Origin of the sequence: Serratia sp. BFP-2025 (assembly GCF_050880365.1) — a bacterium.
Lineage (GTDB): Bacteria > Pseudomonadota > Gammaproteobacteria > Enterobacterales > Enterobacteriaceae > Serratia > Serratia surfactantfaciens.
In genome coordinates this window covers 541,868-563,885 of the sequence record NZ_JBPAFV010000003.1, presented here as the reverse complement: position 1 = coordinate 563,885, position 22,018 = coordinate 541,868, and the positions used below count along the sequence as shown (strand labels likewise).

The following is a 22,018-nucleotide window of genomic DNA, read 5'->3' as shown; positions in this document are numbered from 1 at the left end:
GTTCCCGGTCAGTGGAGGCGCATTATAGGGAGTTCTCGGCGGGCCGCAACCCCTAATTGCAAAAAACTTTTCAAGCGTTCAAATAATCACCAAAAACGCCTTTTTAGGATGTTTATTAGTCAAAAAATACCGGTTTTAGCGCAGTAATAGCGGCAAACGCTGCAAACAGGAGCAAACGAAGATAAAGAAAAGGGAGCGGTCGCCCGCTCCCTTTTATCTTTATTACGCTTAATCGCCGTTATTGGCGTGCGACGATATGGTCGTTTTCCACATCCAGCGTCACCAGCTTGCCGGGGATCAGCTTGCCGGACAGGATTTGCTGCGCCAACGGGTTCTCGATCTCCTGCTGAATAGCGCGTTTCAACGGACGCGCGCCATAGACAGGGTCGTAACCGGTTTTGCTCAACAGCGCCAGAGCAGGCTCGGTCATAGTCACTTCGTAACCGCGCTCTTCCAAACGCTTGTACAGACGCGACAGCTGAATCTTGGCGATCGCAGCAATATGTTTCTCGCCCAGCGGATGGAACACCACCACTTCATCGATACGGTTGATAAATTCCGGACGGAAGTGGTGACTCACCATCTCCATCACCGACTCTTTCATCTGCGCGTAGTTCATCTGACCGAAATGCTCCTGGATCAGATCCGAACCCAAGTTGGACGTCATGATCACCACGGTATTGCGGAAATCGACGGTGCGGCCTTGACCATCGGTCAGGCGGCCGTCATCCAACACCTGCAGCAGGATGTTGAACACGTCCGGGTGCGCTTTCTCGACTTCATCCAGCAGGATCACCGAATAAGGCCGACGGCGTACGGCTTCCGTCAGGTAGCCGCCCTCTTCATAACCGACATAGCCCGGAGGCGCGCCGACCAGACGAGAGACGGAGTGCTTCTCCATAAACTCGGACATATCGATACGCACCATGGCATCGTCGCTGTCGAATAAGAACGAAGCCAACGCCTTGCAGAGCTCGGTTTTACCCACCCCGGTCGGGCCAAGGAACAGGAATGAACCGATCGGCCGGTTGGGATCGGACAACCCGGCGCGGCTGCGGCGAATCGCATTGGAAACCGCGCTGACCGCTTCGTCCTGGCCGATAACCCGCGAATGCAGCTCTTGCTCCAGGCGCAGCAGCTTGTCACGCTCCCCTTCCAGCATTCTGGCCACCGGGATCCCGGTGGCACGCGCCAGCACCTCGGCAATCTCCGCATCGGTCACCCGGTTGCGCAGCAGCTTCATGCTCTTGCCTTCGGCCTGCGTGGCGGCGGCGAGCTGTTTCTCCAGCTCAGGGATTTTGCCGTATTGCAGTTCCGACATCCGCCCCAGATCGCCGACGCGTCGCGCCTGCTCCAGAGTGATTTTGGCCTGTTCGAGTTCAGCCTTGATATTCTGGGTGCCGGAGAGCGACGCTTTTTCCGCTTTCCACTCTTCTTCCAGCTCCGAATACTCGCGCTCTTTCTGCCCCAGCTCATCGCTGAGCATTTCCAGGCGTTTCTTGCTGGCATCGTCAGACTCTTTATTCAGCGCCTGCTGTTCCAGCTTCAATTGAATGATGCGGCGCTCAAGCCTGTCGAGCGATTCCGGCTTGGAGTCCATCTGCATGCGAATGCTGGACGCCGCTTCGTCGATCAGGTCGATAGCCTTGTCCGGCAATTGACGATCGGCGATATAACGGTGCGAAAGCGTTGCCGCCGCTACGATGGCCGGGTCGGTGATCTGCACATGGTGGTGCAGTTCGTAACGCTCTTTCAGGCCGCGCAGGATAGCGATGGTGTCTTCCACGCTCGGCTCCGCTACATACACTTTCTGGAAACGACGTTCGAGCGCCGCATCCTTCTCTATATATTGGCGGTACTCATCCAGCGTGGTGGCACCGACGCAGTGCAGTTCGCCGCGCGCCAGCGCCGGCTTCAGCATGTTGCCCGCATCCATCGCGCCATCCGCCTTCCCGGCACCGACCATGGTGTGCAGTTCGTCGATAAACAGGATCACACTGCCTTCCTGCTTGGCCAAATCGTTGAGCACGCCTTTCAGGCGCTCCTCAAACTCGCCGCGGTATTTGGCACCGGCGATCAAAGCGCCCATATCGAGGGACAATACGCGCTTGTGCTTCAGCCCTTCCGGCACTTCGCCGTTGATGATGCGTTGCGCCAGGCCTTCGACGATGGCGGTTTTACCCACGCCAGGTTCGCCGATCAACACCGGGTTGTTTTTGGTACGGCGCTGCAGCACCTGAATGGTGCGGCGGATCTCTTCGTCACGGCCGATCACCGGGTCAAGCTTGCCCTGCTCGGCGCGCTCGGTCAGGTCGATGGTATATTTCTTCAATGCTTGCCGTTGGTCTTCGGCGCCTTGATCTTCCACGCTGTCACCGCCTCTCATTTGTTCAATGGCTTTGCTGATTTTGTCGGCCGTCGCACCAGCCGCTTTCAACAAGTCGGTCAGCGAGCCGCGGTCTTCCAGCACCGCAAGCACAAACAGCTCGGAAGAAATGAATTTGTCCGCACGCTTCTGCGCCAGCTTGTCGCACAGGTTCAAAACGCGCACCAGCTCGTGGGACGGTTGAACGTCGCCACCGGTGCCTTCTACCTGCGGTAAACGGGACAGCGCCTGTTCGATCTCGGTGCGCACGCGCCCGGCATCGATACCTGCGGAAGTTAATAATGGACGAACCGTGCCCCCTTCCTGATTGAGCAGGGCGCTCATCAGATGTAGCGGTTCAATAAACTGGTTGTCGTGCCCAAGGGCTAGTGACTGGGCATCGGCGAGGGCAAGCTGGAATTTGTTGGTAAGACGATCCAGACGCATAACACCTCCAAGATGGGTCGAAATTGCTACTGGAGATTAAATGAGGTCATCCCTCAAATTTTCAAGGTTATCTCGACGCTAAATTTTCGGTACAACGCCATGCGTCGTTGGATCGTCCTAATTCAATAGGTTATATCAGCCAGATTAAACTTGCCAGACGTCCGGTTATTCCGTCGCGTCGATAGGAGAAAAAATGACTCGTTTCGTTAACCGTACAGCGGTCGCCGCCATAGATGGCCTGCACGCCCGCTCGCAACAAACGTTGGCGAGCCAGCAAGTAGATATTAGCCAAAAACTTATCGCCGTGCGGCGTAAACGCCGCCGCGGCTTCGGCGTCTTCCGCCATGAAAGCGGCGCGCACCTCCGGCCCGACCTCAAACTGCTGTGGGCCGATCGCCGGCCCCAACCAGGCGCTGATCTGGCCCGGCGCGGCGTTGAACGCCGCTACGGTTTGCTCCAGCACGCCGTGGCATAACCCACGCCAACCGGCGTGAGCGGCGGCCACTTCGTCGCCGCGCTGCGAGCAGAATAGCACCGGCAGACAATCCGCCGTCATCACTGCGCACACCTGCCCCGGCACATTGCTGTACACCGCATCCGCCCGCAGATCGGCGGGCGCTTGCCCGGCCAACGTCACCACGCGAGTGCCGTGTACCTGCTCGAGCCACACCGGCATTTGCGGCAAACCGGCGGCGATAACCAGCCGTTCCCGATTGCGCTTCACCGCTTGCACCTCGTCGCCGACGTGGGCGCCGAGATTCAGCGAGTCATAAGGCGGCAGGCTGACGCCGCCACCGCGCGTGGTGCTGCAGGCCTTAACGCCGGGAGGTAACGGCCAGTCGGGCAGAATGAGCGAGTTCATTACCAGTCCATCTGATCTTTGAATTCTTCGGTGTCCGCCTTCAGCGCATTGATCAGATCGACCATGTCCTGCGGCAGCGGCGCATGCCACTCCATCTGGATGCCGCTGATCGGATGGTACAAACGCAGCATGGTGGCGTGCAGCGCCTGGCGGTCAAAGCCGCGCAGCGTGTTGATGAAGGCTTCCGAAGCGCCCTTTGGCGGACGTGGACGGCCGCCGTACAGCGGATCGCCCACCAGCGGATGACTGATGTAGGCCATGTGCACGCGGATCTGGTGAGTACGGCCGGTTTCCAGGCGCAAACGCAGGCGGGTATGCGCACGGAAGTGCTCCATAATGCGATAATGCGTCACCGCCGGTTTACCCATCGGATGCACCGCCATGTGAGTGCGTTTGGTGGAGTGGCGCGCGATAGGCTCCTCTACCGTGCCGCCTGCCGTCATGGTGCCGATCGCCACCGCTTCGTATTCACGGGTGATTTCACGCGCCTGCAGCGCTTCCACCAGCCGAGTTTGCGCCGGTACGGTCTTCGCCACCACCATCAGGCCGGTGGTGTCTTTATCCAGACGGTGTACGATGCCGGCGCGCGGCACGTCGGCGATTTCCGGGTAGTGATGCAGCAGCGCATTGAGCACCGTGCCGTCCGGATTGCCGGCGCCAGGATGCACCACCAAATCGCGCGGCTTGTTGATCACCAGGATGTCGCTGTCTTCATAGACGATGTCCAGCGCAATGTCCTGCGGCTCCCAACGCGCTTCTTCTTCTATCTGTGCATCGATGGCGACCGCCTCTCCGCCCAGCACCTTCTCTTTCGGTTTGTTTGACGTTTTGCCATTGACCTTCACCCGATCGCCCAGGATCCACTCTTTTATGCGAGATCGTGAATAATCAGGGAACAATTCGGCCAAAGCCTGATCTAAACGTTGTCCGAGTTGAGATTCGGCCACCGTTGCGGTGAGTTGTACTTGTTGTGCCATATGCAGCTTCTTCGTTAACGTTGGGTTTTCACGGCGATGCCGTTTAATATAATGTGCTATTGTACCTGGTCTTTGTCGGGAGCTTAACGGACAGTCTCCCGGAATAACACCCTGAGGATAATCAAAACGTCATGACGCGTATGAAATATCTGGTGGCGGCAGCCACGTTGAGCCTGGCGCTGGCAGGTTGCTCCACATCCAAGGATGCGGTTCCCGACAACCCACCTTCGGAAATCTATGCTACCGCGCAGCAAAAACTGCAGGACGGTAACTTCAAGGGCGCGATTACGCAACTCGAAGCGTTAGACAACCGCTATCCTTTCGGGCCGTATTCCCAGCAGGTCCAGCTGGATTTGATTTACGCCTACTATAAGGCTGCCGACTTGCCGATGGCTCAGGCATCGATCGATCGCTTCATGCGCCTGAACCCGACGCACCCGAACATCGATTACGTGATGTACATGCGTGGTCTGACCGACATGGCGCTCGATGACAGCGCGCTGCAGGGCTTCTTCGGGGTTGACCGTTCGGACCGCGATCCTCAGCACGCTCGCGCTGCGTTCCGCGACTTCAGCCAGTTGATTCAGCAATATCCGAACAGCCAATACGCAACCGACGCCAACAAGCGTTTGGTGTATCTGAAAGACCGCTTGGCCAAGTATGAGCTTTCGGTGGCGGAATACTACACTAAACGCGGTGCTTACGTCGCGGTCGTTAATCGCGCCGAGCAGATGTTGCGTGAATTCCCGGATACCAAAGCGACGCACGACGTGTTGCCGCTGATGGAAAATGCCTACAAGCAGCTGCAGCTGAACGGCCAGGCTGACAAAGTGGCCAAAGTGATCGCCGCCAACCCGCAATAATCGCGCATCGGCAACGATAGAAAAACCAAACGGCAGCCCAGGCTGCCGTTTTCATTGGCGTCGACCGGGTTTTACTGGAAAAATACACAAGTAAAAACACGGTGTTAGCGAGCGCTATTCACCGGTCAACTCATCGATAATGCGCCATCCGGCGGCAACTCTCAAGCATTAGATAATCAATTCAGATGCTGAATCACAGATTGAACTAACTTTGCAAAAAGTGACAAAAAATCGTGATTCACATCACGCATTTAAACAAAAAGCGGGGTATGCTGGACTCACCAAGACGGAAAGACAGAGAGGTAAGTTATATGACATTGAACATTACCAGCAAACAAATGGATATCACTCCCGCCATCCGCAATCACGTCGAAGACCGTCTCACCAAACTGGAAAAATGGCAGACCCAGCTGATTAACCCGCATATCGTCTTATCCAAAGAGCCGCAAGGGTTTGTCGCCGACGCTACCATTACCACGCCTAACGGCCCGCTGGTCGCCAGCGCCAAGCATGACGACATGTATACCGCCGTTAATGAGCTTATCGCCAAGCTGGAGCGCCAGTTGAACAAGGTGCAGCACAAAGGCGAAGCACGCCGCTGCAATGCCAGCGTGAAAGACATCGTGCCGGAAGTCACGCAAGAGCAGGAATAACCGTCCGACTGCGATTGCCGCATCAAACGCGCCCGAGGGCGCGTTTTTTGTCGGGTATTTTTGTTGACGGGCTAAAGGCCAGCGGTTACTTTAAAACCTGTTCACAACAACCTTAGGTAGACCATGCCACGCACACCGTTTTTCTTCGCATTCTTTTTTACCTTCCCCTGACTGGGAGGCGTTTCGTCGTGTGAGAAAGAATGCGAAGACGAACAACAAGGCCTCCTGGAGACAGGGGGCTTTTTTTATGGCTGTTTTACAACGAATAAGAACAGAAGGCGGAAGCTGATTATGACTGACAACCCGTTATTGGTGCTGCGCGAGCGCATCAGCGCACTGGACTTGAAACTGCTGGCTCTGCTGGCGGAACGCCGTGAGCTGGCGATCGAAGTCGGCAAGACCAAGCTGCACTCTCACCGCCCGATCCGCGATAAAGAGCGCGAGCGCGATCTGCTGGATGCGCTGATCGCCGCCGCCAAGCCTTACGACCTGGATGGCTTCTACGTCACCCGTCTGTTTCAACTGATTATCGAAGATTCCGTCCTGACCCAACAGGCGCTGCTGCAGCACCAGCTCAACCCCGTCAGCCAACACTCCGCCCGCATCGCCTTCCTCGGCCCTAAAGGCTCTTATTCGCATCTGGCGGCGCGCCAATACGCCGCCCGTCATTTTGATCGGCTGATCGAATGCGGCTGCCAGAAGTTTCAGGATATCTTCGCCCAGGTGGAAACCGGCCAGGCGGACTATGCCATTCTGCCGATCGAGAACACCAGCTCCGGCTCGATTAACGAGGTGTATGATCTGCTGCAACATACCAGCCTGTCGATCGTCGGCGAGCTGACTAACCCGATCAACCACTGCGTTCTGATCGCTGGCGACAGCGATCTTAGCCAGATTGAAACCGTCTATAGCCACCCGCAGCCGTTCCAGCAGTGCAGCCAGTTCCTGAATCGCTTCCCGCACTGGAAAATTGAATATACCGAAAGCACCGCCGCCGCGATGGAGAAAGTCGCCAAGCTGAATTCACCGAAGGTGGCTGCGCTCGGTAGCGAAGCCGGCGGCGCGCTGTACGGGCTGCAAGTGTTGGAGCACAACCTCGCCAACCAGCAACAAAATATCACCCGTTTCATCGTCTTGGCGCGCAAAGCGATCGACGTCTCCGAACAGGTGCCGGCCAAAACCACGCTGATCATGGCGACCGGCCAGCAATCCGGCGCGCTGGTCGAAGCGCTGCTGGTACTGCGAGACAACGGCATTATCATGACCAAACTGGAGTCACGCCCGATCAATGGCAATCCATGGGAAGAGATGTTTTATATCGATGTGCAGGCCAACCTGCGCGCCGACGCGATGCAAAAAGCACTGCGCGATCTGGCGCCGATCACCCGCTCACTGAAGGTGTTGGGTTGTTACCCGAGCGACACCGTGGTGCCGGTCAACCCGTCGTGAAACCATAAAAAAAGGGTTCGGCCAAGCCGAACCCTCCATATCTGCTGCCCGCGCGTTACTGCCGACTATCGTTAGCCTGCCGCAACAGCGTGCGGCTCTCCACCAGGAAGCGTTGGGCGTAATCGCCGAACCAGTGCTCTACCTTGCGGAAGCTGTCGATAAACGCCTGTTTATCACCGTGCTCCAACAGCTTTATCGCCTCGCCAAAACGCTGGTAGTAGCGCTTGATCAGCGCCACGTTTTCTTCAGACGACATGATGATGTCGGCGTACAGCTGCGGATCCTGCGCAAACAGGCGGCCAACCATCGCTAGCTCCAGCCGGTAGATTGGCGAGGAGAGCGCCAGCAATTGCTCCAGCTGCACGTTCTCTTCCGCCAGGTGCAAGCCGTAGGCGAAGGTGGCGAAGTGCCGCAGCGCCTGGATAAACGCCATATTCTGATCGTGCTCGACTGCGCTGATGCGATGCAGCCGCGCGCCCCACACCTGCAGCTGTTCAAGCAGCCACTGGTAAGCCTCCGGCTGGCGGCCGTCGCAGTAAACCACCACCTGCTTGGCCACGCTGCCCACGTCCGGGCCGAACATCGGGTGCAAGCCGACCACCGGGCCGCTGTGCGCCGCCAACATCGCATGCAACGGGCGATTTTTCACCGAGGCCAGATCCACCAGAATGCAGTCGGCGGGCAGCGGCGGCAGGCGGCTTATCACCTGCTCGGTCACGTGAATCGGCACGCTGACAATCACCATGCCGGCATCCGCCAACAGCTGTTCCGCCTGCGGCCAATCTTCCTGATCCAACACCCTGACCTGATAACCCGACAGCGTCAGCAGGCGGTTGAACAACCGGCCCATCTGGCCATTGCCACCGATGATGACGATCGGTCGCAGCTGCGGGCACAGGGTTTTAAAGCCTTTATCATTCTCGCTGACGTAGGATTCGCGCATCACGCGGCGCAAAACGTCCTCGATCAAATCCGGCGGCACGCCGAGGTTTTCCGCCTCTTGGCGCCGCGAGGCCAGCATCGCCGCCTCGCGCTCCGGCACATAGACCGGCAGACCGTGACGGCTTTTCACCTCCCCCACTTCCGCTACCAGATGCAGGCGCTTCGCCAGCAGGTCCAGCAGCGCTTTATCCACCTCGTCGATTTGATCGCGCAGCGCGGTCAGTTCTGCCACCATAACTTACTTTTCTCCCGTGCGTGCCGTCAGCGCAGCGCCGAGTTCCTGATGCATGTGGCGCAGCAGCGTTTCCGTACTTTCCCAGTCGATGCAGGCGTCGGTAACGGACACACCGTAACGCATGTCTGCACGCGGCTGTTCGGAAGACTGATTGCCTTCATGCAGATGGCTCTCCAGCATAATGCCGGTGATCGAGCGATTGCCCGCTTTGATCTGCTCCACCACGGACTCGGCAACCGCCGGCTGACGGCGATAGTCTTTATTCGAGTTGCCATGGCTGCAATCTATCATCAAGGACGGGTGGAGTCCCGCCTCGAGCATCTGTTTTTCACAGGCCGCAACGTGCTCGGCGCTGTAGTTCGGGGTCTTGCCGCCACGCAGGATAACGTGCCCGTCCGGGTTACCCTGAGTCTGCAGCAGGCAAACCTGCCCCGCCTGGTTGATGCCGACAAAACGGTGCGGCATGGCGGCGGCGCGCATAGCGTTGATGGCGGTGCCCAGACTGCCGTCGGTGCCGTTTTTAAATCCGACAGGCATCGACAGGCCGGAGGCCATTTCACGGTGCGTCTGCGATTCGGTGGTGCGCGCACCGATTGCCGACCAGCTGAACAAGTCCCCCAGGTACTGCGGGCTGTTCGGATCCAACGCTTCGGTGGCCAACGGCAAGCCCATGCCCACCAAATCCAGCAACAGGCGACGCGCAATATGCAAGCCTGCTTCAACGTCAAACGAGCCGTCCATGTACGGATCGTTGATCAAACCTTTCCAGCCGACAGTGGTTCGGGGTTTTTCAAAATAGACGCGCATAACGATATACAGCTGATCGCTCAAGTCAGCCGCCAGGGTTTTCAAACGACGGGCGTAGTCCAGCGCCGCATCCGGATCGTGGATCGAACAAGGCCCGCACACTACCAACAGGCGATGATCGCGCCCCTGTAAAATGTTGGCGATGGTGTTGCGCGCGGCGGCGATTTCATTTTCGTCGCTGGCGCTGAGCGGGAACTGGTTTTTCAGTTCCTCTGGCGTGATGAGAACCTGTTCTGCACTGATATGTACGTTATTGAGCGCGTCTTTTTGCATGATGCAATTCCTGTCGTTTGGCGTTATGCGTTGAAATGGAGCATTGAGCGTTTCAAGGCTCTACCCTATCACGATATGTAAAGTTTTCAATCCATTTTCCGTAAATAAAAAATTACCGTGATATTTTTCATTGAAACCGCTTTGTGTCAGCATCACAAAATCAAACAAAAATACAATAAATACAAACAACTAAATTAAAACCCAATCCATATTCACACTGTTACACACCTTTCTGACAAAGGCTCCAACCTGTAAACATAAATTCACACTCGAATTTACAAAGAAGGGCCCCATCCGATTAGACGCCGGCAAATAGGCAGAGGAGGATCTCCGCCAGACCCAGCACGAAATACCGCCGAAAGCGATGAATTTATGTAGAAGAAAAGCGAATAAATAAGGAATAAAAATTAAAAACTTAAGCTAATGGCGGCTATTTTTGTCGCCGAAATGAACCGATATAATGTGACCGTCATCAACAATAACCACCCTTAACAACTGGATCCAAGATGCTCTCTTCTCGCGCTCGTCGCGCTTTTCCGCTGTATATTTGCTGCTTAACGACTTTCACCAGTGTTTCAGCCCTTGCCGACAATACGCTTTTCACCGCGATGGACGATCCGGCCACCGCCAAGAAACCGTTCGAAGGCAACGTGCAGGCGGGCTATAACGCCCAGTCCGGCAATTCGCAGAGCTCCACCCTGTTGGCCAATACCAACATGACCTGGTTTAACACCGATGCGGCGTACAGCCTGTGGGGTGCGGCCAACAACACCACCTCCTCCAACGTGCGCTCGTCCGAGAAATACCAGGCCGGCGGCCGTACGCGCTATAACCTGACCGATCGCAACTACCTGTTCGGCCAGGCCAGCTGGCTGAGCGACCGTTTCAATGGTTACGACTCGCGTTCCACGCTGACCGGCGGCTACGGCCGTCAAATCCTCAATGGGCCTCTCAGCGACCTGCGGGTGGAATTCGGCCCCGGCGTGCGCCATGACGAATACCACGGCGGCGGCCGTTCAACCAAAGGCCTGGCTTACGGCGCGGCCAACTATTCCTACCAGCTGACCGACAACACCAAGTTCATTCAGGGCGTCTCCGCACTGGCGAACGAAGAAACTACGCTGAACTCGGAAAGCGCGCTGAACGTGGCGATCAACGATCGTTTCTCACTGCGCGTGGCCTACACCGTGACCTACAACAGCAAACCGCCGGCCTCGGCGCCGAAGAACACCGACACCACTACTTCGGTCACGCTGGTTTACGGCCTGTAATCTCCCCGTCCCCCTTTCACGAAGCCCATCATCGATGGGCTTTTTTTATGCCTGCCGTCACCCTTTGCACAATTTGCTAAAAATATTCACCCCACCCATTGACGACTTTAGCAAATAGCTTAATACTGTATGCATATACAGTAATTATTATACAGGCCAGGAGCATGACGGATATCGATAGAGAGCAGTCAACAAAGCATCGATACCTCCTGCCCCAAGGTTCTGTACACAAAGCGAGCATCAGCTATGGAGAAAATTACCTCATTCATCACCTATGCCATGGCGCTGTTTCTCGCCTGGCTGGGCAAACTGTCACCGCAGGACATTGCCTTTTTAGTTGGTGCAGCGGTAGGAATCGGCACTTTTCTGGTGAATTGGTACTACCGCCGTAAAAGCCTGCAGATCTTGAAGGCCATTGAACGCAATGCGGCATTACGGAGGAAAATTTACGATGAGTGCAATCGTTAAACGCTGCAGCGTCGCCGCCGTTTTGGCCATCGCCGTGCTGTTGCCCTCTTTCGGCGAACTGCAAACCTCAGAGGCCGGCCTCAGGCTGATCGCCGATCTCGAAGGTTGCCGCCTGTCGCCTTACCAGTGCAGCGCCGGAGTATGGACGCGGGGTATTGGACACACCGCCGGCGTCATCCCAGCTGAGGCGATTGATGAACGGAAAGCCGCTGTGGACTTGGTGGACGATGTTCGCCGTACCGAGCGCGGCATGGCCACCTGCCTACCGCAAACGCTCTCGCAAGAAACCTATGACGCGGTGATTGCCTTCGCCTTCAACGTCGGCATCAGCGCCGCCTGCCACTCCACGCTGGTCGCGCTGCTGCAACAAAGCCAGTGGCGGCAGGCCTGCGATCAGTTGCCGCGCTGGGTTTACGTAAATGGAAAGAAAAACAAGGGGCTGGAACAGCGACGCGCCAAGGAACGCGCACTGTGTTTGCAAGGCATGGCCTCGACATGACGGGCTCGCACACCGAAGTGGTGATGCCACAACAATTTCACTTAATTTGTTCAAGGGGGTTCTTATGATGCACTGTCCACTATGCGGTCACGTGGCCCACACTCGCTCCAGCCGTTATCTGAGCGAGTCGACCAAAGAGCGTTACCATCAATGTCGCAACATCAACTGCAGCTGCACGTTCGCCACGCACGAGTCCGTTGCACGGGTGATCGTTAAACCTGGCGATGATATTGTCCCGGCGCAGCCGCACCCGCCGGAGAATCAGCATAAACAAAGCGCCGCCGCGCTGTAGGGTAAAAGGCCTGCTGATGCAGGCTTTTTCATGTCGGTACTACGCAGACGGACTCTCGCAAATACAGCGCGATAGAATTTTCGGATAAAAAAAGGGGTTGGCATAGGCCAACCCCTGATAACTATTAACTTTTGGATGCAGCGTTAGTTAACGCGGTTCAGACGCTCTTTGATACGAGCAGACTTACCAGTACGTTCACGCAGGTAGTACAGTTTAGCTTTACGAACGGCACCACGACGTTTAACAGTAATGCTGTCGATTACTGGGGAGTGAGTCTGGAATACGCGCTCAACACCTTCGCCGTTGGAAATCTTACGAACAGTGAATGCAGAGTGCAGACCGCGGTTACGGATAGCGATAACCACGCCCTCGAATGCCTGCAGACGTTTTTTGCTACCTTCAACGACCCATACCTTCACTTCCACGGAATCACCCGGACGGAATGCAGGTACGTCTTGTTTCATCTGCTCTTGTTCAAGTTGCTTAATAATGTTGCTCATAATATGTCTCTTACCCTAGGTAAACTGATATATCGGTCCCGTCTGATGTCAGACGTTTCCTTCATAGTCCTGTTGCCTGGCCTGATGTTCCCGTTGGAACTCAGCCAGCAACACCGCTTGCTCGTCAGTCAGAGCTAGGCTTTCTAGAAGTTCAGGTCTTCTAAGCCAGGTTCGGCCCAGCGACTGCTTTAAGCGCCAGCGACGTATCTCGGCATGGTTGCCCGACAGCAGAACCGGCGGTACTTCCATCCCTTCCAACACCTCTGGGCGGGTATAGTGCGGGCAGTCCAGCAATCCGTCGGCGAAGGAGTCTTCCTCCGCTGAGGCCTGATGGCCCAGCACACCCGGTATGAAACGGGCGACTGAATCAATCAGGGTCATCGCCGGCAGTTCCCCGCCGCTGAGAACGTAATCGCCGATTGACCATTCTTCGTCAATTTCGGTTTGGATTACGCGCTCATCTATCCCTTCGTAACGGCCGCACACCAGAATCATCTTCTGATTGGCCGCCAGTTCGCACACGCCGGTTTGATCCAGCTTGCGCCCCTGAGGTGACAGATAAATCACCTTTGCTCCCTCGCCTGCCGCTGCTTTCGCTGCATGAATGGCTTCCCGTAAAGGTTGCACCATCATCAGCATTCCCGGGCCGCCGCCGTATGGGCGATCGTCCACGGTACGATGCCGGTCGTAGGTGAAGTCGCGAGGACTCCAACACTGCACGCTCAGCAGGCCATTTTTTACTGCCCGGCCAGTCACCCCGTAATCGGTGATAGCGCGGAACATCTCAGGAAACAGGCTTACAATACCGATGAACACAAGCCAATCCCCTTACCGTTATTCCACTTGCTTCGACCGTATGATCCGGAGGTCAAAAACCAGGATCCCAATCTGCCTCAATCACGCGGGCAGTGAGATCGACTTTCTTGATAACCTGCCCATGAAGAAACGGAATCAACCGCTCCTTCATGCCGAACGCATCTTTCAGGTTCGCTTTCACAACCATCACATCGTTCGAGCCGGTTTCCATCATATCGATGACTTTACCCAGCTCGTAGCCGGCGGTGGTGACTACCTGGCAGCCCATCAGGTCTTTCCAGTAGTAATCGTCACCCTCCAGCGGAGGAAGTTGCTCAGAATCCACCATAATCTCGCGATTAGTCAGCAGATTCGCCGCGTCCCGATCGTCAATGCCTTTGACCTTGATGATCAGATCCTGACTGTGGCGCTTCCAGTCTTCCAACTCGATATGCTGCCACTGACCCGCCTGCTGGATAAACCACGGCTGATAGTCAAAAATGCTTTCGGCGTTCTCGGTGGATGAAAACACTCTGAGCCAACCACGAATGCCGTAAGCGGACCCCATTTTACCGAGTACAATCGGCTGCTTAGGCGCTACCGGTTTGAGTTGCTTGCTCATTGCCACCACCGCGACAGATTAAGCTGCTTTCTTAGCGTCTTTGATCAGCGCGTGAACGCGATCAGAAACGGTTGCACCCAGACCAACCCAGTGCTCGATGCGGTCCAGGTCCAGACGCAGTGCTTCAGCCTGACCGGAAGCGATCGGGTTGAAGAAGCCTACGCGCTCGATGAAACGACCATCACGAGCGTTGCGGCTGTCGGTCACTACTACTTGATAGAACGGACGCTTTTTAGCGCCGCCACGTGCCAAACGAATTGTTACCATAACATCCTCTTTAGTTAATAAAACAGCCGGGCCCCATTGAGGGACGGGGCCCGGTTGCAATATAAAAAGCCCGAAAATTTTACTCATTTTGGCGCAAAAAGCAATCTAAAGCGTCAATCGCAGGGGACAACTTTTGCAGCCTGTCAAATTTCGGGCGGTTTTCACCGCGAACGGCGAATGCTGAAAGCGCCCGCACTCGGCGTGCGGGGGCCCGTCAGCGGCCTGGGAAGCCCGGCGGCATCATGCCTTTCATGCCGCGCATCATCTTCGCCATACCGCCTTTCTTCATCTTCTTCATCATACGCTGCATTTCGTCGAACTGCTTCAGCAAGCGGTTGACGTCCTGCACCTGCATGCCGGCCCCCATCGCGATGCGGCGCTTGCGCGAGCCCTTGATGATTTCCGGTTTGGCGCGCTCTTTCAGCGTCATCGAGTTGATGATCGCCTCCATGCGCACCAGCACTTTGTCGTCCATCTGCGACTTGACGTTGTCCGGCAGCTGGCCCGCGCCCGGCAGCTTGCTCAACATGTTGGCCATGCCGCCCATGTTGCGCATCTGCTTGAGCTGCTCCAGGAAGTCGGTCAGATCGAAACCGTCGCCCTTCTTCAGCTTGTTGGCCAGCTTCTCCGCCTGCTCGCGGTCGACCTTGCTTTCGATATCTTCGATCAGCGACAGCACGTCGCCCATGCCCAGGATGCGCGATGCCACGCGATCCGGATAGAACGGTTCCAGCGCTTCGGTCTTCTCGCCCACGCCGAGGAACTTGATCGGCTTGCCGGTGATGTGGCGGATGGACAGCGCGGCACCACCGCGCGCGTCGCCGTCGACCTTGGTCAGCACCACGCCGGTCAGCGGCAGCGCTTCGTTAAACGCCTTGGCGGTATTGGCGGCATCTTGCCCGGTCATGGCGTCGACCACGAACAGGGTCTCCACCGGCTTGATCGCCGCGTGCACCTGTTTGATCTCGTCCATCATCGCTTCGTCAACGTGCAAGCGGCCGGCGGTATCGACGATCAGCACGTCGTAGAACTTCAGCTTGGCCTGTTGCAGCGCGCGATTGACGATGTCGATCGGTTTTTCTTTGACATCAGACGGGAAGAAGTCGATGCCGACGCCTTCCGCCAGCGTTTCCAGCTGTTTGATCGCCGCCGGGCGATAAACGTCCGCGGAAACCACCAACACTTTCTTCTTCTGTTTTTCTTTCAGGAACTTGCCGAGCTTACCGACGCTGGTGGTTTTACCGGCGCCCTGCAGGCCCGCCATCAGCACCACCGCCGGCGGCTGTGCCGCCAGGTTCAGCTCGGTATTCACTTCGCCCATCGCGGCGATCAGCTCGCCTTTGACGATCTTGACGAATTCCTGCCCCGGCGTCAGGCTTTTGTTGACTTCATGGCCGACCGCGCTCTCTTTGACGCGGTTGATGAAGTCGCGCACCACCGGCAGCGCAACGTCCGCCTCCAGCAATGCCATGCGCACTTCACGCAGGGTTTCCTTGATATTCTCTTCGGTCAGCCGCCCGCGGCCGCTGATATTGCGCAACGTGCGCGACAATCGATCGGTTAAATTTTCAAACATCGTCTCATGCTCAACGTGTAATGACAGGCCGCTCCGGCGACACAATTGCGCCGATGATAACACGAAGCGCGCAGGATCTCTGCCTCAGCGTTGGAGATCGGTTGGAGTGAAACGCGCGCAACGTTATACTGACACTCCAATTAACCACGCCGAAGCAAAATTAAACGCTATGCCAGTTTTCTCCATTGTGGCTTTGATGGCCTACCTGCTCAGCCTTGGACTGATCATTCCCAGTTTGTTGCGGAAGAACAGCGCATACCGTCGGCTTGCCCTCGTCTCGGCGGTGGTGGCACTGATTTGCCACGCCATCGCACTGCAGCAGCGCATCTTTGACGTCAGCGCCGGGCAAAATCTCAGCCTGCTGAACATTGGCTCTATCGTCAGCCTGATCATCTGCTCGGTGATGACCTTCGTCGCCTCGCGCGATCGCGGCTGGTTCCTGCTGCCGATTGTCTACAGCTTCGCGATGATCAACCTGGCCTTCGCCAGCTTCATGCCCGGCGAGTTCATCACTCATCTGGAAGCCAGCCCGGAACTGATGGTGCATATCGGCCTGGCGTTGTTCTCTTACGCTACTCTGATCATCGCCGCGCTCTATGCCTTGCAGCTCGCCTGGCTCGACTACCTGTTGAAAAACAAGAAATTGACCTTCAGCGCCGACATGCCGCCGCTGATGAGCATCGAGCGCAAAATGTTCCATATCACCCAGATCGGCGTGGTGCTGCTGACGCTCACCCTGTGCACCGGCCTGCTGTACATGGATAATCTGTTCAGTAAAGAGAACGTGCATAAAGCCGTGCTGTCGATCATGGCCTGGTTCGTGTATATCGTGCTGTTGTGGGGCCACTACCATGAGGGCTGGCGCGGTCGCCGCGTCGTCTGGTTCAGCTTCGCCGGCGCCTTCCTGTTGACACTCGCCTATTTCGGCAGCCGTCTGATTCAGCAGGTGATGGTGCGCTAAGCCAGCCCGGTTCAATTCTCCCTATATAAGGAATACTGCATTGGAGCATGTGTCGACGGGGACCCTCATCATTATCCTGGTGATCATGATCGTGGTCTCTGCTTACTTCTCCGCCTCCGAAACCGGCATGATGACGCTCAATCGTTATCGCCTGCGTCATCTGTCCAAACAGGGCAACCGCTCGGCGCGTCGGGTGGAGAAACTGCTGCAAAAACCGGATCGGCTGATCGGTCTGGTGCTGATCGGCAACAACCTGGTCAACATTCTCGCCTCGGCGCTGGCGACCATCGTCGGCATGCGGCTGTATGGCGATCTCGGCGTGGCGATCGCCACCGGTGTGCTGACCTTCGCCGTGTTGCTGTTCGCTGAAGTGCTGCCGAAAACCTTCGCCGCGCTTTACCCGGAACGCATCGCCTTCCCCAGCAGCGTCTTGCTGGCGCCGTTGCAAAAGGTGATGTTCCCGCTGGTCTGGCTGCTCAACGGCATCACCAGCCTGACCCTACGTCTGTTCGGCATTCGCACCAATGTGCGCATCAGCGACGCCGTCAGCAAAGATGAGCTGCGCACCATCGTGCGCGAATCCCAGTCGCAGATCTCCCGTCGCAATCAGGACATGCTGATCTCGGTGCTGGATCTGGAAAAGGTGACGGTCAACGACATCATGGTGCCGCGCACCGAGATCGTCGGCATCGACGTCAACGACGACTGGAAGTCGATCATGCGTCAGCTGACCCACTCGCCGCACGGCCGCATCGTGCTGTATCGCAGCTCTCTGGACGATGCGATCGGCATGCTGCGCGTGCGCGAAGCCTACCGTCTGATGACCGAGAAAAAAGAGTTCAACAAAGAAAACCTGCTGCGCGCCGCCGATGAGATCTACTTCGTGCCGGAAGGCACGCCGCTCAACGTGCAGCTGGTGAAGTTCCAGCGCAACAAAGAGAAGGTCGGCATCGTGGTCGACGAGTACGGCGACATTCAGGGGCTGGTCACGGTGGAAGACATCCTCGAAGAGATCGTCGGCGACTTCACCACCTCGATGTCGCCGACGCTGGCGGAAGAAGTCACGCCGCAGAGCGACGGCTCGGTCTTGATCGACGGTACCGCCAACGTGCGCGAGCTGAACAAGGCCTTCAACTGGACTCTGCCGGCCAACGAGGCGCGCACCGTCAACGGCATGCTGCTGGAAGAGCTGGAAGAGATCCCCGAAACCGGCACTCGAGTGCGCATCGGCCATTACGATATCGACATTCTCGACGTACAGGGCAACATGATCAAACAGGTGCGGGTCACGCCAATCACCTCGCTGCAGGCCAGCGTCGGTCATCACTGACCGTCGGCCTGAACGTAAAAAAGACGCGAAATCGCGTCTTTTTTTATCTCTGCGGGCCACGTACGACTAGATATGCAGTTCCTGCAGCTTCTCTTTCGGCAGCGCCAGCTCGTCGTTGTGGTTCACCACCACATCGTTATCCAGAATGTGCTTGGCGATCTCCTGCGCTTCTTCCAGCGAGTGCATATGGTAAGTGCCGCATTGATACTCGTTCAGCTCAGGGATCTTGCGCTGATCGGTCACTTTCAGCACGTCGGCCATCGCCGCTTTCCAGGCATCGGCAACGCGCTGCTCTTCAGGCACGCCGATCAGGCTCATGTAGAAACCGGTGCGACAGCCCATCGGAGAGATGTCGATAATTTCCACGCCCTGGCCGTTCAGATGGTCACGCATAAAGCCGGCGAACAGGTGCTCCAGCGTGTGAATGCCGCGCTCGGGCATCACTTCCAGGTTCGGGCGGCAAAAGCGCAGGTCAAACACCGTGATGGTATCGCCATGAGGCGTTTTCATGGTTTTTGCAACGCGGACAGCCGGAGCTGCCATACGGGTATGATCGACGGTAAAGCTATCCAGCAATGGCATTTCGCTACCTCCTCGTAAAAGAGCATTTATTTCGAAACTTTTTTTCCTAACCGGGAAACCTTTTCCAACCCTGCGAGTCTGAGTATGTGAAAGACGCGCATTTGTTATCATCATCCCTGTCATCAGAGATGCATATTTGGCCACATTGATGTGGCCTTTTTCTTTTTCAGCTTCCGCCGTTTTGCTTCAGGAACGCTTCAAAGCTTAGCGTATCATTGGCTTCTATGTCGCGTTGGCGCTGCCACGAAGCCTCGCGCTCTTTATCCAGCTCAGCTTCGTTCAGAATTTCCAACGGCTCTTCCAGCAGCATCTCGCGATAGCGTTCAGCCAACTGCAGACCGACGCGCCCGGTGCCTTCCGCCTTCATCGCCTTCAGAATGCGTGCGGAGAAAGTCAGTTCCGGATCGTCGAACGCGGCGACCAACTCATCGCACACCTGCTGGTATTGACGATTGCCGGCTTCGCCGTCCAGCACTTCCGCTACCCGACGCAGATCGGCGAACAACGCCTTGCCGACTTTCTCCAGCGGCTCATGGCTGGCGCCACAGCCGATGCCGATGGTCTGGCCCGGCTTGCGCCCTTCCAGGATCACTCGGTTCCAGTTTTTGCGCGTGCACAGCAGCTCATCGCTGCTCATCTCCGGCGCATCCGCCAGCGCGCACCACACCAGGAACAGATCCAGGAAACGCGCCTGCACCGCATCCACGCCGATCGGCGAGAACGGGTTGATGTCCAGCGAGCGCACTTCGATGTATTCGATGCCGCCGCGCAGCAACGCGTCCGACGGCGTCTCGCCGCTTTTGGTCACGCGCTTCGGCCGGATCGGCGCATACAGCTCGTTCTCGATTTGCAGCACGTTGCTGTTCAGCTGCAGATAGCGATCGCCCTCTTTCACGCCCAGCTTGGCGAACTCTTCCGAAGGCGTGGCGATCGCCCGCTTCAGACCGGCCACATAGCTGTGCAGATCGTTGAAGGTAATGCCCAGATTACTCTGCGATTTGTTGGTGTAACCCAGGTCGCTCAAACGCAACGAGGTGGCGTATGGCAGGTAGCACATGCCCTGTTCGGTGCGCTCGAACGGCAGATTGGTCTCGCGCCCTTTGAGGAACGAAGAACAGATCGCCGGCGATGCGCCGAACAGATATGGGATCACCCAACCGAAACGGTAGTAGTTGCGGATCAGGCGGAAATAGCCCGCCGAGATCTGCTCTTTACCGCTTTCGGCATCCTGCACGCCGGCCCAGGCCTGCCAAAACTCCAGCGGCAGCGAGAAGTTGTAGTGCACGCCGGAAATGGTCTGCATCAGCGCGCCATAGCGATTCTTCAGCCCTTCGCGGTACAGCGTCTTCATGCGGCCGATGTTCGACGAACCGAACTGCGCCAGCTCGATATCCTGTTCGGCTTCGATAAAGCACGGCATGCTGAGCGGCCACATGCGTTCATCGCCAATATTGCGCGCCACGTAGCGATGAATATCGCGCAAGAACGTCAGCAGGTGATCGATATTGTCATCAACCGGCGTAATGAACTCTAACAGCGCCTCGGCGAAATCCGTGGTAATCCAGTGGTGCGTCAATGCCGCCCCCAGCTTTTCCGGATGCCCGGTAGTCGCCAAGGTGCCGTTCGGCGTGACTCGCAGCGTTTCACGCTCGATGCCGCGACGAATGCCTTTTAATGCCTGAGGATGGGCTTCCAACCAAGAAAGCGCCTGTGATACGTCCGGGATCAAATTGACCTCCCGCTTCTAAAAACAATAACTCGTAAGCATACTGAATCCGCACCCGAGAGAATATTGAGTTATATTCACTTGGTTACTGCCACCAGGCGATGCCCTGTACCGTTATCATAGTCAAAACGATGTAACGCAGCGCCTTTCCGATACACAGAAACAGCGCGACAGAGCCCCAGGGCATGCGCAGCCAACCTGCCAACACGCACAACAAATCGCCCACCACCGGCACCCAGCTGAGCAACAGCGCAGCCGGGCCGAAGCGTTGCAGCCACCCGAGCGCCGTTGCCAGCCCCCGCTGTGGTTTCAACGCCGGTAACAGGCGCCCGATAATGACATTGGTCAAGCCGCCCAGCGTGTTGCCCAGGGTCGCGGCCAGCACCAGCAATTCCGGCGAGACGCGACTCTGGGTCAGCAAAGCGACCAGAACGATTTCTGAATTTCCCGGCAGCAGCGTCGCACTGAGGAAGCTGCTGCCAAATAACGATATTACGGCTAGCGTACTACTCACAGCGTGCGAACGTCTACCACGTCCATACCGGCGCTTTTTGCCGCCTGAATGCCGAACTCGGCGTCTTCAAACACCACGCACTTTTCCGGCGGCACGCCGATAAGTTCAGCGCAGCGCAGGAAGGTGTCCGGCTCCGGTTTGTGGCGCTGTACGTCGTCCGCCCCGACGATCGCGTCGAAGCAGTTGAACAGGCCGAGATGACGCAGCAGCATTTCCGCCATGCGGTGCTCGCTGCCGGTACCGACCGCCATCGGACGGCGACCGTGATAGGATTTTACCACCTCGATCAGCGGCAACGGGCGCACGCTGTCCAACAGCATCGCCTCCACCGCGCGGGTTTTCTCCGCGGCCAGGTGATGGGGATCGAGATCGGCCTGATGGCTGGCGATAATCGCCTGAGCGATGCGCCAGGTTGGTGAACCGCTCAGCGCCACCATCGCCGCTTCATCAAACGTCATGCCATAACGGGACAGCACTTCACTCCACGCTTTACGGTGCGTTGGCTCGGTGTCCAGAATCGTGCCGTCCATGTCGAAAATAAGACCCTGATAGCGGTCGTACATCGTTACTCCATGATCGTTGAGGAAAGAAAACTACTTTAGCGTAAAGCCGTTGGGTTGTCGCTGACTGCGTCATAGCGGAATGTGCTGTGAGCGTTCGGGTGCAAAGAAGGAAAGGAGTGAAGAGAGAATGGCTGAATGCTGAAAAGCGAAAAACCCGCCGAAGCGGGTTTCTCTTAGAT

24 protein-coding genes and 1 other annotated feature are annotated in these 22,018 nt (G+C 56.9%); of the genes, 10 read left to right on the top strand and 14 right to left on the bottom strand.

All coding sequences use genetic code 11. The features are described 5' to 3' along the window. Positions 1–238: 238 nt before the first annotated feature. The 3 genes from clpB to rluD form a co-directional block, all read right to left on the bottom strand. Entirely contained in the window at positions 239–2,812 is a 2,574-nt protein-coding gene (gene clpB / locus ACRAWE_RS20700; protein ID WP_004932446.1) for an ATP-dependent chaperone ClpB, read from the bottom strand. 130 nt (positions 2,813–2,942) lie between these two features. Further along, positions 2,943–3,674 (bottom strand): purine nucleoside phosphorylase YfiH, encoded by a 732-nt coding sequence (yfiH, locus tag ACRAWE_RS20695; RefSeq protein WP_019455144.1) that lies wholly within the window; start codon positions 3,672–3,674, stop codon positions 2,943–2,945. After that, the gene (gene rluD / locus ACRAWE_RS20690; RefSeq protein WP_025159659.1) at positions 3,674–4,651 is read right to left on the bottom strand and encodes a 23S rRNA pseudouridine(1911/1915/1917) synthase RluD; all 978 of its coding nucleotides are present in this window, start codon (positions 4,649–4,651) and stop codon (positions 3,674–3,676) included. Before rluD ends, yfiH begins: the two co-directional genes overlap by 1 nt. A gap of 131 nt (positions 4,652–4,782) precedes the next feature. Here rluD and bamD point away from each other — a divergent pair, with 131 nt between their 5' ends. The 4 genes from bamD (at position 4,783) to pheA (ending at position 7,616) form a co-directional block, all read left to right on the top strand. Next, positions 4,783–5,514 carry an outer membrane protein assembly factor BamD gene (bamD, locus tag ACRAWE_RS20685; protein WP_004932456.1) on the top strand — a complete coding sequence of 244 codons (732 nt, stop codon included), beginning with the start codon at positions 4,783–4,785 and terminating at the stop codon, positions 5,512–5,514. Between the two features lie 311 nt (positions 5,515–5,825). Further along, positions 5,826–6,167 carry a ribosome-associated translation inhibitor RaiA gene (gene raiA, locus ACRAWE_RS20680; RefSeq protein ID WP_004932457.1) on the top strand — a complete coding sequence of 114 codons (342 nt, stop codon included), beginning with the start codon at positions 5,826–5,828 and terminating at the stop codon, positions 6,165–6,167. A 122-nt stretch (positions 6,168–6,289) separates the two neighbouring features. Beyond that, positions 6,290–6,416: a sequence feature (Phe leader region), on the top strand. Next, complete coding sequence (locus ACRAWE_RS20675) at positions 6,291–6,338, top strand: hypothetical protein (protein WP_101428074.1); 48 nt, start codon at positions 6,291–6,293, stop codon at positions 6,336–6,338. Its footprint overlaps the feature before it by 48 nt. Positions 6,417–6,458: 42 nt before the next feature. After that, positions 6,459–7,616, top strand: coding sequence for a bifunctional chorismate mutase/prephenate dehydratase (gene pheA / locus ACRAWE_RS20670; RefSeq protein WP_042783716.1), 1,158 nt, complete (start codon positions 6,459–6,461; stop codon positions 7,614–7,616). A 55-nt stretch (positions 7,617–7,671) separates the two neighbouring features. Here the strand turns inward: pheA and tyrA are convergent, their stop codons facing one another. Beyond that, entirely contained in the window at positions 7,672–8,793 is a 1,122-nt protein-coding gene (gene tyrA / locus ACRAWE_RS20665; RefSeq protein WP_019455141.1) for a bifunctional chorismate mutase/prephenate dehydrogenase, read from the bottom strand. A gap of 3 nt (positions 8,794–8,796) precedes the next feature. Beyond that, entirely contained in the window at positions 8,797–9,873 is a 1,077-nt protein-coding gene (locus tag ACRAWE_RS20660) for a 3-deoxy-7-phosphoheptulonate synthase (protein ID WP_019455140.1), read from the bottom strand. Between the two features lie 506 nt (positions 9,874–10,379). Here ACRAWE_RS20660 and ACRAWE_RS20655 point away from each other — a divergent pair. From ACRAWE_RS20655 to ACRAWE_RS20640, 4 genes are all read left to right on the top strand, one after another. Next, the gene (locus ACRAWE_RS20655) at positions 10,380–11,144 is read left to right on the top strand and encodes a DUF481 domain-containing protein (protein ID WP_025159658.1); all 765 of its coding nucleotides are present in this window, start codon (positions 10,380–10,382) and stop codon (positions 11,142–11,144) included. A 246-nt stretch (positions 11,145–11,390) separates the two neighbouring features. Beyond that, positions 11,391–11,612 (top strand): HP1 family phage holin, encoded by a 222-nt coding sequence (locus ACRAWE_RS20650; protein WP_019455138.1) that lies wholly within the window; start codon positions 11,391–11,393, stop codon positions 11,610–11,612. Beyond that, on the top strand, positions 11,596–12,111 hold the full coding sequence (locus ACRAWE_RS20645) for a lysozyme (protein WP_019455137.1): 516 nt from the start codon (positions 11,596–11,598) through the stop codon (positions 12,109–12,111). Before ACRAWE_RS20650 ends, ACRAWE_RS20645 begins: the two co-directional genes overlap by 17 nt. 64 nt (positions 12,112–12,175) lie before the next feature. After that, positions 12,176–12,403, top strand: coding sequence for an ogr/Delta-like zinc finger family protein (locus ACRAWE_RS20640; RefSeq protein ID WP_016929021.1), 228 nt, complete (start codon positions 12,176–12,178; stop codon positions 12,401–12,403). A 143-nt stretch (positions 12,404–12,546) separates the two neighbouring features. On the opposite strand, the gene rplS is transcribed toward ACRAWE_RS20640, so the two are convergent. From rplS to ffh, 5 genes are all read right to left on the bottom strand, one after another. Beyond that, positions 12,547–12,903, bottom strand: a complete 357-nt coding sequence (gene rplS, locus ACRAWE_RS20635) for a 50S ribosomal protein L19 (RefSeq protein WP_019455136.1) — start codon at positions 12,901–12,903, stop codon at positions 12,547–12,549. 48 nt (positions 12,904–12,951) lie between these two features. Then, entirely contained in the window at positions 12,952–13,719 is a 768-nt protein-coding gene (trmD, locus tag ACRAWE_RS20630) for a tRNA (guanosine(37)-N1)-methyltransferase TrmD (protein ID WP_004932485.1), read from the bottom strand. Between the two features lie 52 nt (positions 13,720–13,771). Continuing rightward, on the bottom strand, positions 13,772–14,320 hold the full coding sequence (rimM, locus tag ACRAWE_RS20625; RefSeq protein WP_019455135.1) for a ribosome maturation factor RimM: 549 nt from the start codon (positions 14,318–14,320) through the stop codon (positions 13,772–13,774). Positions 14,321–14,338: 18 nt separating this feature from the next. Next, positions 14,339–14,587, bottom strand: coding sequence for a 30S ribosomal protein S16 (gene rpsP / locus ACRAWE_RS20620; protein ID WP_004932501.1), 249 nt, complete (start codon positions 14,585–14,587; stop codon positions 14,339–14,341). Between the two features lie 214 nt (positions 14,588–14,801). Then, on the bottom strand, positions 14,802–16,163 hold the full coding sequence (ffh, locus tag ACRAWE_RS20615) for a signal recognition particle protein (protein WP_004932504.1): 1,362 nt from the start codon (positions 16,161–16,163) through the stop codon (positions 14,802–14,804). A 169-nt stretch (positions 16,164–16,332) separates the two neighbouring features. Between ffh and ACRAWE_RS20610 the strand changes: the two genes are divergently transcribed. Next, positions 16,333–17,124, top strand: a complete 792-nt coding sequence (locus ACRAWE_RS20610) for a cytochrome C assembly family protein (protein WP_004932506.1) — start codon at positions 16,333–16,335, stop codon at positions 17,122–17,124. 40 nt (positions 17,125–17,164) lie between these two features. Continuing rightward, positions 17,165–18,454 carry an HlyC/CorC family transporter gene (locus ACRAWE_RS20605; RefSeq protein WP_019455134.1) on the top strand — a complete coding sequence of 430 codons (1,290 nt, stop codon included), beginning with the start codon at positions 17,165–17,167 and terminating at the stop codon, positions 18,452–18,454. 66 nt (positions 18,455–18,520) lie between these two features. Here the strand turns inward: ACRAWE_RS20605 and luxS are convergent, their stop codons facing one another. The 4 genes from luxS to yqaB all read right to left on the bottom strand — a co-directional run bounded on the left by luxS (position 18,521) and on the right by yqaB (position 21,839). After that, positions 18,521–19,036, bottom strand: coding sequence for an S-ribosylhomocysteine lyase (gene luxS, locus ACRAWE_RS20600; protein ID WP_019455133.1), 516 nt, complete (start codon positions 19,034–19,036; stop codon positions 18,521–18,523). A 166-nt stretch (positions 19,037–19,202) separates the two neighbouring features. Continuing rightward, the gene (gene gshA / locus ACRAWE_RS20595; protein ID WP_025159657.1) at positions 19,203–20,765 is read right to left on the bottom strand and encodes a glutamate--cysteine ligase; all 1,563 of its coding nucleotides are present in this window, start codon (positions 20,763–20,765) and stop codon (positions 19,203–19,205) included. Between the two features lie 82 nt (positions 20,766–20,847). After that, positions 20,848–21,276 (bottom strand): YqaA family protein, encoded by a 429-nt coding sequence (locus ACRAWE_RS20590; protein WP_025159656.1) that lies wholly within the window; start codon positions 21,274–21,276, stop codon positions 20,848–20,850. Further along, the gene (yqaB, locus tag ACRAWE_RS20585) at positions 21,273–21,839 is read right to left on the bottom strand and encodes a fructose-1-phosphate/6-phosphogluconate phosphatase (protein ID WP_004932523.1); all 567 of its coding nucleotides are present in this window, start codon (positions 21,837–21,839) and stop codon (positions 21,273–21,275) included. Before yqaB ends, ACRAWE_RS20590 begins: the two co-directional genes overlap by 4 nt. Between the last annotated feature and the right edge of the window lie 179 nt (positions 21,840–22,018).